Genomic DNA, 13948 nt, shown 5'->3' with positions numbered 1-13948 from the left:
GGAAACCTTACAATATCTTAACAGGTTTTTTAAACCTGTTACGTATCTAAATACACAAGATTATGAATACAAAAAAAACAACACCCAATATCAACTCAACATTCTATAAATTAATATTATTAGTTCTCTTGTTTTCCGCTTCTGCGAAAGCGCAAATCCAGAAAGTAGAACCGCCGTTTTGGTACGCTGGAATGAAAAATTCTGAGTTGCAAATTATGTTCTACGGAAAAAACATTGCGCAATACGAAGCTTCGGTTTCGAATAATGTGGTGATTAAAAATGTAGAAAAAACGGAAAACCCAAATTACCTTTTTGTTACAATTGACACACAAAATCTAAAAGCATCTGAATTGGTTTTCTCTTTCAAAACCAAAAACAAAGTTGCTTTTACGCAGAAATATTCGCTTAAAGAAAGAAGAGCAAATTCGGCAAACAGAAAAAGTTACGATGCATCGGATATGATTTACTTAATCATGCCGGATCGTTTTGCAAACGGAAATACGAAAAACGACAGTGATGCTTCTTTAACTGAAAAAGGAAACCGTCAAGATCCAAGCGGTCGTCATGGTGGTGATATTGAAGGAATTATTAAAAACTTAGATTATATCTCATCTCTTGGCGCTACAACAATTTGGAGCACGCCTTTATGCGAAGACAATGACAAGCAACATTCGTATCATACTTACGGACAATCGGACGTTTATAAAATAGATCCGCGCTACGGAACCAATGACGATTACGCTCGTTTATCTGCAGAAATGCACAAGAAAGACATGAAATTGGTTATGGATTATGTGACCAATCACTGGGGAATTACGCACTGGATGATAAAAGATATGCCAACCAAAACATGGTTCAATCAATTCGAAACCTTCACACAAACACACCACCGCAGAGAAGTAATTACAGATATTCACGCTTCAAAATTAGATCAGGAAGTTTGTATTGATGGTTGGTTTGTACCTTCAATGCCCGATTTGAATTTGAGAAATCCTTTAGTAGCAAAATACCTTACTCAAAATGCCATCTGGTGGATTGAATTTGCCAATCTTGATGGATTTAGAGTAGATACTTATAATTATTCTGACCCAACAGCAATGGCTAATTGGGCAAAATCAATTACCAATGAATATCCAAATTTTAATATTGTTGGAGAAATTTGGATGCACAATCAGGCGAGTTTAGCCTATTGGCAAAAAGACAGTAAAATTGGTGCGATCGAAAATTACAATTCAAATTTACCAAGCGTAATGGATTTTACACTTCAAAGTCAGATTACTTCTGCTTTCAATGAAGATAATCCAACTTGGGACAACGGATTGATTAAATTCTACAATAATTTTGCAATGGATTTTTTATATCCAAATACGGATAATATTTTAGTTTTTGCCGAAAATCATGACACAGACCGTATGAATCATAACTTTAAATATGATTTACCAAAATACAAACTGGCAATGACTTTATTGGCAACAATCCGCGGAATTCCCCAAGTATATTACGGTTCAGAAATTGGAATGGGCGGAGACAAAAGCAAAGGCGATGCTGATATTCGTCAAGATTTTCCTGGTGGATGGGCAGGCGATAAAAATAACGCTTTTACAACTGCAGTAAGAACAGCTGAACAAGCAAAATATTTCGATTTTACGTCGAAATTATTCAACTGGAGAAAATCAAATGAAGCTGTTCATTTCGGAAAAATGACACACTATATTCCAGAGAACAATACGTATGTTTATTTCAGATATACTGATGCTAAAACTGTTATGGTAGTTTTTAATAACAATGCAAAAGAGCAAGTTGTGAAAACAAATCGTTTTAAAGAAAACATTAAAAACTTTAAATCTGGAAAAGATGTTTTGACTGGAAAAACATTCGATTTGTCTTCTGAAATTACTTTAGAACCAAAATCAGCTTTGGTTTTAGAATTGGAATAAATATTTCATTTAAACACATAGAGACATAGATTTTTTAGGTCGATAAAAGACATTTCACTTGTTTAAATAAACATAGCTATAGTAAATACGCACAGCTATGTGTAAATGACGAGTCATTTATTTAAATCTTTTTAAAACAAAGAAAAGCTATGTCTCTATGTGTTTAAAATTTTATTGCCACAGATTAACAGATTATCCCAGATTCAAAAAATCATTTTAATCTTTTAATCTGTTGCTATTTTTTTTCAACATTATTCATGTCTAAAAAGTTCCTAAATAATGAAAAAATACACTTTCCTTTTTTTACCTTTAGTATTCTTAATCATGAGTTGTTCTGGCTCAAAATCAGTTTCAATGAATAACGACAATACTTCAAAAATACCTTTCGTTTGGGAAGGAGCAAATGTTTATTTTTTACTTACAGATCGTTTTTACAACGGAGAAACTTCGAACGATGTCAATTTTAGCAGAACTAAAACTCCCGGAAAATTACGCGGATTTGAAGGTGGCGACATCATCGGAATTACCAAGAAAATAGACGACGGATATTTCGAAAAATTAGGAATAAATGCCATTTGGCTTACGCCGATTGTAGAGCAAATTCACGATGGCGTCGATGAAGGAACCGGACTTAGTTATGGTTACCATGGCTATTGGGCAAAGGACTGGACTGCTTTAGATCCAAATTTTGGAACAAAAGAAGATCTGGCAAATTTGGTAAAAAAAGCACATGCAAAAGGCATCAGAATAATTCTCGACGGAGTAATTAATCATACCGGTCCCGTAACTCCCATGGATCCTGTTTGGCCTTCAGACTGGGTGAGAACCGGAGTTGTTTGTGATTACAAATCGTTCGAAAATACTACAATGTGTACTTTGGTAGAAAACCTTCCGGACGTAAAAACTGAAAGTACTCAGGAAGTTGAGTTACCTCCTTTTTTAATCGAAAAATGGAAAAAAGAAGGTCGTTACGATAAAGAAATAACTTCATTAAACGAGTTTTTTAAAAGAACCGGTTATCCAAGAACTCCAAAATATTATATCACAAAATGGCTTACCGACTATGTTCTCGAATTTGGAGTTGATGGTTACAGAGGCGATACCGTAAAACATACTGATGAAAATGTATGGGCAGATTTTAAAAAAGAATGTGAATATGCTTTTGAAACCTGGAAGAAAAACCATCCATCAGAAATATTAGATCAAAACCCTTTTTACACCATTGCCGAGGTTTACGGCTACGGAATTAGTGGCGGACAAGATTATGATTTTGGAGATCGAAAAGTAAATTATTTCCAAAATGGTTTTAACAGCATGATCAATTTTGAGTTCAAATGGAATGCAGCTCAAAACAATTATGAGGGTTTGTTTTCTAAATATTCGAATGCTTTAAATAATGAACTAAAAGGATATTCTGTTTTAAACTATATGTCATCGCACGACGATGGACAGCCTTTTGATGCAAACAGAGTAAAAGGTATCGAAGCCGGAACCAAATTATTACTTTCGCCGGGAATGTCGCAAGTATATTATGGCGATGAGTCAAATCGTTCATTAGTGATTGAAGGTACTCAAGGCGATGCTACTTTACGATCGAATATGAATTGGGAGGAGATTCAGAACAATCCTGAAATACAAAAAACACTTTTGCACTGGCAGAAATTAGGGCAATTCAGAAGAAATCATCCTGCCGTTGGAGCGGGCGTTCACAAACTGATTAATCCGTATCCATATACTTTCTCTAGAATTTTTACCAAAGGAGTTTATACAGACAAAGTAGTTATGGGAGTAGATTTGCCAAAAGGCAGAAAAGAACTTCCTGTTGGCGAAGTATTCCCAAACGGAGCCAAATTAAAAGATACTTATTCCAATCAAAATGTCGAAGTAATTGACGGAAAAGTAATTATTGAGAGTGATTTTGATATTGTTTTATTAGAAAAGGCTTAACCGCAAAGGTCGCTAAGACATACGCAAGGTTCGCAAAGGTTTATAAAATCTTTGCGAACCTTTTTAATTAAATAAAAAAACTTGTGCCCCTTGCGTAAAACTTTGCGACCTTTGCGGTTAAAATCTTCAACATGCTCAAAATAGGACATCGCGGTGCCGGATACGAACCCGAAAACACTTTAAAAGCATTCCAAAAAGCATTAGACCTAAATGCAGACGGAATCGAACTCGATGTTCATCTTAGCGCAGACGGATATCTAATTGTAATTCACGATGAAACTATCGACAGAACGACTAAAGGAAAAGGTCTTGTAAACACATTTTCTTTGTCTGAATTGAAATCGTTTTTGATCGATGATCAATATCAAATCCCAACTTTAAAAGACGTTTTTGATTTGGTCGATAAAAAATGCCTGATCAATATCGAACTAAAAGGTCTAGGAACTGCAAGTAAAGTTGTATCTCTTATAGAAGAATATATCTCAGAAAAAAACTGGAATTACAATCATTTTATAGTTTCAAGTTTCGATTGGAATATGTTACAAGAAACATCAAATTTAAATATTGCAATTGGAGTTTTAACAGAAGATGATTTGGATAAAGCTTTGGCTTTCGCCGAAAAAATCAAAGCAAAAGCCATTAATCCTGATTTTCAGTTATTAAATGCAAACAATGTAAAAGAGATTCAAGAAAAAGGATTCTTAGTTTTACCTTGGACAGTAAACGATAAAGAAGACATTCAAAAAATAAAAAGCTATAACGTAGACGGAATCATCTCTGATTTTCCTGATAAATTGTAATACTAAAAAAATAGCCACATATTACAGCATTAAAAATGATTTTTAAAAATCTGTGCTAATCTTTTTAATCGGTGGCAAATAAAATAATATGATCAAAAATTTCGACATAATCATTGTTGGCGGAGGCGCTGCGGGTTTTTTTACAGCAATTAATATTGCCGAGAAAAATCCGAAACTAAAAATTGCTATTCTGGAAAGAGGGAAAGAAGTACTTTCTAAAGTTCGCGTTTCTGGTGGCGGAAGATGCAACGTTACGCACGCTTGTTTTGAACCGAACGAATTAGTTAAATTTTATCCCCGAGGAGAAAAAGAGCTTCGTGGACCTTTTCATCAGTTTTGTTCCGGAGATACGATTGAATGGTTTGAGAAACATGGCGTTGAACTTAAAATTGAAGATGACGGCAGAATGTTTCCCGTTTCAAATTCTTCTCAAACTATAATCGATTGTTTCTTAGAAGCAACCGGAAAATTAGGTATAAAAGTTTTAACGGGTCAAAGCGTACAATCAATTTTCAAAGCCGAAAATCATTGGAAAATTGACACTCAAGATGAAAATTACGCAGCAGAAAAATTAGTTCTGGCAACCGGAAGCAATCCTAAAATTTGGGAAATGCTGCAAACGCAAGGTCACGCCATTGTGAGCCCTGTCCCTTCCCTATTTACTTTCAATATCAAAGATCCCAGAATTAAAGAATTGCCCGGCGTTGCGGCACAAGTTACGGTTAATGTAAAAGACACTAAACTTGAATCGACTGGCCCTTTATTAATCACACACTGGGGAATGAGCGGACCAGCTATCTTAAAACTTTCGGCTTGGGGCGCACGTATTTTACATGATAAAAATTATCAGTTTACCATTTTCGTGAATTGGTTAAATGATGTTGATACTGAAGATGCTGAAAAAATCCTAAAAGATTTAAAACAAGAACATGCCAAGAAAGCCGTTTCGAAAAAGTCTCCTTTCGACTTCCCGAATCGTTTGTGGGAAAGTTTGGTCTTGGCTTCGGGAATTGAAGTAGAAACTAAATGGGCCGATTTGTCTAAAATTCAATTACAAAATTTAGCTTCTCAATTGACAAAAGCAACGTTTCAGGTAAACGGAAAAAGTACTTTTAAAGAAGAATTTGTAACCGCAGGCGGAATTGATTTAAAGGAAATCAATTTTAAAACCATGGAAAGCAAATTACATCAAAACCTTTATTTTGCCGGTGAAATTGTAAACATTGACGCTATTACAGGAGGTTTCAACTTTCAGAATGCCTGGACAAGCGGATTTATTTTAGCCAATAACATTTAATAGAATGAAATATAAAGGAATCATTTTTGATTTAGACGGAACACTAGTAAATTCATTAGAAGACATCTCAGATGCGATGAATACAGTACTTACCAATTTAAATTACCCAACTCATACGTACGACACTTATCAGTATTTTATCGGAAGCGGTTTGAGAAATTTAGTAAGCAAAGCTTTGCCTGCAACAAATAATTCTGAAGACCAAATTGAAACCTGTTTTCAAAACATGATTACTGAATATAGGGAAATTTGCACTCTTAAAACAAAACCGTACAAAGGCATTGTTGAATTATTAGATACATTGGTTTCACAAAATATCAAATTAGCCGTTTTCTCCAATAAAGCCGATGAACTTACAAAAAAAATAGCCACCGAAATATTCCCCGATTATTTTGATACTGCGGTTGGTTTGAGTACTGAAGCACTTAAAAAACCCAATCCGTTTGAAGCAATCGAAATAAGCAAAAGTTGGAATTTAAGCCCAGAAGAGATTCTCTTTGTTGGAGATTCTGACATTGATATGCTGACTGCAAAAAATGCCAATATGTTTCCCGTTGGAGTTTCTTGGGGTTACAGAACCGAAGACGAACTGATAACAAGCGGCGCAAAAGTGGTCCTGAACAATGCTTCAGAATTAACTGAGATATTATAAAAGTACACAATCGCAGTTTTCAGTCAAAATCTGACGAACTGAAAACTGTGAATTACACAAAATCCGAATTAACAAGAATTTACAGATTCTGTAAGTTTTCATTAAGAGTATTCTAATAATTTTACTATCAACTAAATACCAATAGATGAAAGTAAAATTACTTACCACAATTTCTTTTCTTACCTACCAAATTTCTATTTCCCAAACAGAAAAACTACTTCACGGAAAGGTTGTTTCTAATAATAATCCGCTAAAAAAAGTCGAGGTTATTAATAAAACGGCCCAAACGAATACAACTACAAATGATTTGGGCGAATTTTCGATTTCAGTAAAAAGCCGAGATAGTTTGCTGTTTTTCTCTAAAGATTACTTTTTTACCAGAATAAAACTAACCCAGGAAAATATTGACCAAAACAATATGGTTATTAATATGGCTTTAAAACCTGAAGAACTAGATGAAGTGGTTATTAACAATATAAAATTAGCTCCGGTACACACTTCTCAACAAGATATAGATGACATAAAATTTGCAAAAGACGTCACGTCTTTGCAAAAATATACGGGCGTTTACAACGGAACTATTACAAATGGTATAGATTTTATGAGACTTGGTTCCGGCTTAATCAATTTATTTAAGAAAGAGGACAATGAACCTAAAAAGAAAACTCCCACAATAGACTTCAGAAAACTTATATCATCATCAATTCCAGATAATTTTTTTACAACAGATTTGAAATTAAAAGTAGATGAAAAAGAATTATTTCTTGATTTCTGCGATGCCGATCCAAGATCAGCAAACCTTTTAAATCATAGTAATATCCTAACTACAATGGATTTTTTATATGCAAAAAATGAGGAATTTAAAAAGTTGAAAGCTGATTTAAAAAACTGAAACTAATTATTTGTTTAACCACCAAATACTCGCATTCAAAACTGCTGCAAAAACAACCCAAACCATATAAGGAATCAGCAAATATCCAGCGATTTTATTGATTTTGACAAATTTTAAATACGTTTCATAAATGAATAGCCATAAAAGTGCAATTTCGACAAAAGCCAACAAAGGGTTTTTTAATCCGAAAAATAAATAAGACCAGATTGCATTTAATGTCAATTGAATTAAAAAGAAACCCAACGCTTTTTTCACCTCTTCGTTTTGTTCCTTTATTTTATCCCAAACTAATCCAGCTGCCACAGCCATAAAAATATAGAGCAATGTCCAAACCGGCATAAAAATCCAGTTAGGCGGGTTAAAACTAGGCTTTACAAGAGTTGGATACCAAGTTTCTACACTTGGTCTTGTTACAGTACTTGCTGAATATCCTACAGCCAAACAAACTATTAGAGCAATTGCGATTTTGGTTATCTTATTCATTTTATTCAAATTTTTAGTCAAAAATAGTTAAAAAGAAAGTTTAAACCATAGAACTCATAGAAGTTCGCTTTAGTTTAAGTTTGGCATACATTTTCTTATATATCTTATATGGTGAAATAGTATAAAAACTATCTTTGCCAAAATTTTATAATTCATGTTCACAACAACTGATTTCATTCCTAAAAAATATACTTCGACAATAGAAAATGGAAATTTTGAGTGGAGCGCTCCCAGCAATATTGCTTTAGTAAAATATTGGGGAAAAAAAGACAATCAAATTCCGGCAAATCCTTCGGTAAGTTTTACTTTAAATAATTGCAAAACGATTACGAAATTAGGTTTTGAGAAAAGAGAAAAACAAAACTCTTTTTCTTTTGATTTATTATTTGAAGGAAAGCCAAAAGAAGATTTCAAGCCGAAAATTCAGAAGTTTTTAGAACGAATTGAGATTTACTTACCTTTTCTAAAAGACTATCATTTTACGATTGACACTCAAAATACATTTCCGCACAGTTCCGGAATCGCTTCTTCAGCATCAGGAATGGCAGCTTTGGCAATGAATTTTATGAGTTTAGAAAGAATCCTAAATCCTGAAATGACAGATGATTATTTTTATCAGAAAGCATCATTTTTAGCCCGTTTAGGTTCTGGAAGTGCCTGCAGAAGTGTAAAAGGAAATGTTGTCGTTTGGGGAAATCAGACCAACATTGAAGGAAGCTCCGATTTATATGGAATTGAGTTTCCATACACAATCCATGAAAATTTCAAGAATTATCAAGATACCATTTTATTGGTAGACAAAGGCGAAAAACAAGTTTCTAGTACCGTTGGACACGATTTAATGCACAATCATCCGTATGCCGAAAGACGTTTTGCTCAGGCTCACGAAAATTTGGATCAATTGATTGCCATTTTTGAAAACGGAAATATAGACGAATTCATTAAAGTTGTAGAGAGCGAAGCCTTGACATTACACGCTATGATGATGACTTCGATGCCGTATTTTATTTTAATGAAACCAAACACATTGCAAATCATTAATGCAATTTGGAAATTTAGAAATGAAACTCAAATCCCGGTTTGTTTTACGCTTGATGCAGGGGCAAATGTCCATGTTTTATATCCCGAAAACGTTAGCGACAAAGTCTTGCAATTTATTCAGGACGAATTAGTTGTATTTTGTCAGAATCGTCAGTACATTTGCGACCAAATTGGAGAAGGCTCAATGAAGAGATAATTTTCGTATCTTTAATTAAAATTTAGATTATGAATCTTTTATAAAGAAATACTCAGATATAAATGAGGAAAATCAATTCTACTTTTTCGACACACGACAAGACCCAAACAAAATAAAGAAAGACATTAAATAAACATGAAAGGACCATTATTTTACTCAAAAATATTACTCTTTGGAGAATACGGAATCATCCGTGACTCTAAGGGACTTTCTATTCCTTATAATTTTTATAATGGTGCATTGAAGAAAACCGAAGAACCATCGGCAGAAGCTTTGGCATCAAACGCAAGTTTAAAACGTTATGTAACCTATCTTGAAACTTTACAAACTGAACAACCAGATTTAGTAAGTTTTGATTTGGCAACTTTAAGAAATGACGTTGAAACCGGAATGTATTTTGACTCAAGTATCCCACAAGGATATGGAGTTGGTAGTAGTGGTGCATTAGTTGCTGCAATTTATGACAAATATGCTACTAACAAAATCACCGTTTTAGAGAATTTAACGCGCGAAAAACTATTACAATTAAAAAATATATTTGCTCAAATGGAGAGTTTTTTCCACGGAAAAAGTTCTGGTTTAGATCCTTTAAACAGTTATTTAAGCATTCCTATCTTAATCAATTCTAAAGATAATATCGAAGCAACTGGTATTCCGACTCAAAGTTTTGACGGAAAAGGCGCTGTGTTTTTATTAGATTCAGGAATTGTTGGAGAAACTGCTCCAATGGTAAACATTTTCATGGAAAACCTAAAAGACAAAGGGTTCCGTGCAATGCTTAAAAACCAATTTGTAAAATACACTGATGCTTGTGTAGAAAACTTTTTACATGGCGACATGAAATCGTTATTCACGAATACTAAAAAACTATCAAAAGTCGTTTTAAATAACTTTAAACCAATGATTCCGGAACAATTTCATGGAATATGGCAAAACGGAATTGATACAAACGATTACTATTTAAAACTTTGCGGTTCTGGAGGCGGCGGTTACATCCTAGGTTTTACCGAAGATTTAGAACGCGCTAAGGCTTCTTTGAAGGACTATAAATTAGAAGTAGTTTATCAGTTTTAAATTTAAACCCCTTAAAAACTTTTTATTATTTGAATACATTTTTCTGAAATCTTAATCCTAAAAAGTTATTGTCTATGAAAAGTATTTTACAGATTATCAAATCAACTTTATTAGGAGGAATTCTTTTTTTAGCACCATTAATTTTATTGATTGTTATTTTAGAGAAAGGGTTTCATATTATTCAAAAAATCACACTTCCTATTATCAATCAATTCCCAAAAGTAAAAATTTTAGGATTGGCCATTGAAGAAGTTGTTGCGATAGTTATCATCGCTTTTATTTGTTTTACAGCTGGTTTAATTGCCCGAACGGCGTATGCGCAAAAACTAATACGAAAGCTTGAAGATGGCATCTTAAGCTTCGTTCCCGGATATTCTTTCATAAAAGGCATGAATGAAAACATCATGGGGATCGAATCTAATCAGGAATTAAAAGTTGTTCTCGTTCCTACAGATGCAGGTTGGCAATTTGCATTTTTGATAGAACAAATAGACGAAAATAACTTTTCAGTTTTTATTCCTGCAGCTCCAAATCCTTGGAGCGGTTCTGTTTGTTTTGTAGAAAAAAAAGACATTAAAAATGTTGAGATTACTCAAAAAGAAGCTTTAGCTTGCATTCGAAAACTAGGCTTTGGCTCAAAAGAATTGTTTAAAAATAAACTTTAATCATTCTACTTCCTTCAGCAAAAAATCTTAAATTACGCTCCAATCCCAAATCTTAAATTAAAAAATGTTAAGCAGACAGCACAAACTTTTAGTAATGAAAATTGTTAGTTTGTTCTCTGTCGTAAGAGGCTACAACATTCCGATTATTGTTTTGGCGCAATATTTATCTGCGATTTTTATTTTAGCTCCCGAAAAAAGAGCTCTTGATATTTTACTCGATTTCAATTTATTTCTAATTGTCTTTGCGTCGGCCATTACAATTGCATCAGGATATATTATCAATAATTTTTACGACAGTCAAAAAGATTTAATTAATAGACCCAATAAATCTATGTTGGACCGATTGGTTAGTCAAAAAACAAAACTTTCAGTTTATTTTACGCTTAATTTCATTGCAGCTTTAATGGCATTAATTGTTTCCTGGCGCGCTTTCTTATTCTTTTCGGCTTATATTTTCCTGATTTGGTTTTACTCACATAAAATAAAAAAATATCCTATCGTTGGCAATTTAACTGCAGCTCTTATGGCTGTTGTCCCATTTTTTGCGATTCTGTTGTACTTCTATAACAAAATTTCTTTTGAAGAAATCGAGAATCATATGAGTCATTTTATGGTCATTTCGGCACATGCTGTTTTCTTATTTTTATTATTGCTTATCAGAGAAATGATTAAAGATTTGGAGAATTTAAAAGGTGATTTGGCTAACAATTACAGAACGATTCCGATACTTTACAACGAAACCGTTTCAAAACAAATTATCACGGCTCTGACTATATCGACAGTATTTCCTGTTTATGTCTTAATCAATATTTATGATGTGGGCTATATGGATATTTACTTTTATGTTTGTTTTGTGGTACTACTATTTTTCCTGATTTATTTATGGAAAGCAAACTCAAAAGAGCAATTTTTACTATTACACAATGTACTTAAGTTCTTGATTGTTTCAGGAGTATTCTGCATTGTTCTCATTAACCCAAGCGTTTTATGGCACGGGAAGAATTTGCTATTAAAGTTTTAAAAATGGCCCGTCGATTATACGGATTTAAGCAAATTTGAACAGCCAATTTTTACTTTGTTCATCTTTGTCTAAACTTTACTTATCTCTGTAAAACGACTTCCAACAAAATATGTAAAAGAAGCCAATTGTTTGAAACTAGCCCCGATAGAGGTGATATCCTTGTTGTCCCGATGTTATCGGGAAGAACAAGATAAAGCCGAAAGCGGGAAATCATGTTTAAAAAAAGCCAATTATGATGCTTCTAGAACTACAAAAAATCATAGCTATTAATCTAAGAACAATGAACTTAGGATTATTTAGCAAGAATAAACTATCTTTGCACAAATTACAGAATTTATGAACAATAAGGAAGGCAATAATAAAAGAGGCGGATCTAGACCAAGTGGCTCTAGACCAAACTCTAACAAGCCAAAACCTCCTATGGCGAAGCGCGCTCAAGGGCCAAAAAAAGTGAAACCTGCTGTTAAGGCTGCCGAAGAAGAAAAGGCTGAAAAAATCAAAAAACAGAATCAGGCTCCAAAAAGACAAAAAGCTGCAGACGAAATTCGTTTGAACAAATACATCTCTAATTCTGGTGTTTGTTCACGTCGTGATGCTGATATATACATTCAGTCTGGAAACGTTAAAGTTAATGGCGTACCGGTAACTGAAATGGGTTATTTAGTAAAAATTAATGATGTTATAAACTTTGACGGTGTTACTTTGACTCCTGAAAAGAAAGAGTACATCTTGTTGAACAAACCTAAAAACTTTACAACTGCTCTTGACGAAGGTCAGGAATACCGTAACGTTCTGGAACTTGTTCGTGGTTCAACAACATCAAAAATTGCTCCAATTGGAAGAATGGACAAGAACACAACTGGTTTGTTGTTGTTTACTAATGATACTGATATGATTCGTAAATTTACTTTACCGAGTCAGAAATCATCTAAAATCTATCAGGTTTCTTTGGATAAAAACTTGAAATTTGAAGATTTAGAAAAAATAAGCAAAGGTTTGGTTCTTGACGGACACAGAGTATTTGTCGAAGAAATTAGCTATATTGAAAAGGAAGCAAAAAGTGAAGTAGGTATTAAATTACGTTCATCGAATGTAAAAGTAGTTCGTGCTATTTTTGAACACTTTGACTATGATGTATTACGTATTGATCGTGTATCATTTGCTGGTTTGACAAAAAAGAATTTACCAAGAGGTAACTGGCGCTTTTTGACTGATCAAGAAATTATCAACTTGAAAAACGTTTAAGAAACGATTCAAAATTGATTTAATATATAAATCCTATTTTACTCTGGTAAGATGGGATTTTTTATTTTTAGAAGCTAAAAAAGTTATGACCGAAAAGTGTGAAAATGGATCTTCCTATTGATTGGTTTTTTTCTTCAACAGTTTCGTAGTTTGAAAATCCGAGCATAATTTTGATTCCGGGCGGAATACTGTTTAAGATGTCTCTTTTTTGATCGTCTAAAAGTAGTTTTAAACTTTCTAGTAATTGGCTGTTATTCTTAAGATATGAGACGACTAATAAGGCTGAAAAATTAAGAATCTCTCTTGCTGTCTCGCTTTTGATTCCGACTTCATTAGAAATCATTTCTGAAATTCTTCCCTTTTTGCTGGTAAAAATTTCTTTAACTATAGAATTTCCTTCTATGCGGTAACAATCATCTACAGATAAAATCCGACCTGAGGTAAAATCGACTTCCTGATAAAAGGTAGAATCATCTTGTATTAAGGTAACAATGCCTTTATAAAAATCTGATTCTTCGGCCCTATTATACAAACCCATTAAAACTGTACCTATCGAAACATCAATTCCTTTAATTAAAAGTGCATCGTTTTCAAAATAAAACTTGTTCAACTTTGATACAACGTTAGAAGAAATAAAACGTCTAAGTTCAATTTGTAGGTTTGGGGTCATACTTAAATTGTTTAAAAATTATTTAAAT

At 33.4% G+C, this 13948-nt stretch carries 13 protein-coding genes; 11 read left to right on the top strand and 2 right to left on the bottom strand.

Features of this window, described 5'->3' with window-relative positions; translation table 11 throughout:
* Positions 1-62 precede the first annotated feature (62 nt).
* The 6 genes from ACHRVZ_RS09955 (at position 63) to ACHRVZ_RS09930 (ending at position 7525) form a co-directional block, all read left to right on the top strand.
* The gene (locus ACHRVZ_RS09955; protein WP_395422221.1) at positions 63-1937 is read left to right on the top strand and encodes a glycoside hydrolase family 13 protein; all 1875 of its coding nucleotides are present in this window, start codon (positions 63-65) and stop codon (positions 1935-1937) included.
* A 279-nt stretch (positions 1938-2216) separates the two neighbouring features.
* The gene (locus tag ACHRVZ_RS09950) at positions 2217-3884 is read left to right on the top strand and encodes an alpha-amylase family glycosyl hydrolase (protein WP_395422220.1); all 1668 of its coding nucleotides are present in this window, start codon (positions 2217-2219) and stop codon (positions 3882-3884) included.
* Positions 3885-4015: 131 nt separating this feature from the next.
* Positions 4016-4684 (top strand): glycerophosphodiester phosphodiesterase, encoded by a 669-nt coding sequence (locus ACHRVZ_RS09945; protein ID WP_395422218.1) that lies wholly within the window; start codon positions 4016-4018, stop codon positions 4682-4684.
* A gap of 88 nt (positions 4685-4772) precedes the next feature.
* Positions 4773-5981, top strand: a complete 1209-nt coding sequence (locus ACHRVZ_RS09940) for an NAD(P)/FAD-dependent oxidoreductase (protein ID WP_395422217.1) — start codon at positions 4773-4775, stop codon at positions 5979-5981.
* A gap of 4 nt (positions 5982-5985) precedes the next feature.
* Complete coding sequence (locus ACHRVZ_RS09935; protein WP_395422216.1) at positions 5986-6633, top strand: HAD family hydrolase; 648 nt, start codon at positions 5986-5988, stop codon at positions 6631-6633.
* A gap of 145 nt (positions 6634-6778) precedes the next feature.
* Complete coding sequence (locus ACHRVZ_RS09930) at positions 6779-7525, top strand: carboxypeptidase-like regulatory domain-containing protein (RefSeq protein ID WP_395422214.1); 747 nt, start codon at positions 6779-6781, stop codon at positions 7523-7525.
* A gap of 6 nt (positions 7526-7531) precedes the next feature.
* On the opposite strand, the gene ACHRVZ_RS09925 is transcribed toward ACHRVZ_RS09930, so the two are convergent.
* Positions 7532-8008, bottom strand: a complete 477-nt coding sequence (locus ACHRVZ_RS09925) for a TspO/MBR family protein (protein WP_395422213.1) — start codon at positions 8006-8008, stop codon at positions 7532-7534.
* Between the two features lie 154 nt (positions 8009-8162).
* On the opposite strand from ACHRVZ_RS09925, the gene ACHRVZ_RS09920 reads away from it, so the two are divergent.
* The 5 genes from ACHRVZ_RS09920 (at position 8163) to ACHRVZ_RS09900 (ending at position 13250) form a co-directional block, all read left to right on the top strand.
* Positions 8163-9245 (top strand): diphosphomevalonate/mevalonate 3,5-bisphosphate decarboxylase family protein, encoded by a 1083-nt coding sequence (locus ACHRVZ_RS09920; protein ID WP_395422212.1) that lies wholly within the window; start codon positions 8163-8165, stop codon positions 9243-9245.
* Between the two features lie 135 nt (positions 9246-9380).
* Positions 9381-10319 carry a mevalonate kinase gene (locus ACHRVZ_RS09915; RefSeq protein WP_395422211.1) on the top strand — a complete coding sequence of 313 codons (939 nt, stop codon included), beginning with the start codon at positions 9381-9383 and terminating at the stop codon, positions 10317-10319.
* Positions 10320-10393: 74 nt separating this feature from the next.
* Positions 10394-10984: a DUF502 domain-containing protein gene (locus ACHRVZ_RS09910; RefSeq protein WP_395422210.1), complete on the top strand. Its 591-nt coding sequence runs from the start codon at positions 10394-10396 to the stop codon at positions 10982-10984.
* A gap of 64 nt (positions 10985-11048) precedes the next feature.
* Entirely contained in the window at positions 11049-12005 is a 957-nt protein-coding gene (locus tag ACHRVZ_RS09905; RefSeq protein WP_395422209.1) for a geranylgeranylglycerol-phosphate geranylgeranyltransferase, read from the top strand.
* Positions 12006-12341: 336 nt separating this feature from the next.
* Positions 12342-13250 carry a pseudouridine synthase gene (locus ACHRVZ_RS09900; protein WP_395422208.1) on the top strand — a complete coding sequence of 303 codons (909 nt, stop codon included), beginning with the start codon at positions 12342-12344 and terminating at the stop codon, positions 13248-13250.
* 67 nt (positions 13251-13317) lie between these two features.
* On the opposite strand, the gene ACHRVZ_RS09895 is transcribed toward ACHRVZ_RS09900, so the two are convergent.
* On the bottom strand, positions 13318-13920 hold the full coding sequence (locus ACHRVZ_RS09895; protein ID WP_395422207.1) for a DUF937 domain-containing protein: 603 nt from the start codon (positions 13918-13920) through the stop codon (positions 13318-13320).
* Positions 13921-13948 lie beyond the last annotated feature (28 nt).

This window comes from Flavobacterium sp. FlaQc-57 (assembly GCF_044007395.1).
GTDB lineage: Bacteria > Bacteroidota > Bacteroidia > Flavobacteriales > Flavobacteriaceae > Flavobacterium.
The sequence above is the reverse complement of the archived record's forward strand: the minus strand, read 5'-3'. Positions and strand labels throughout refer to the sequence as shown.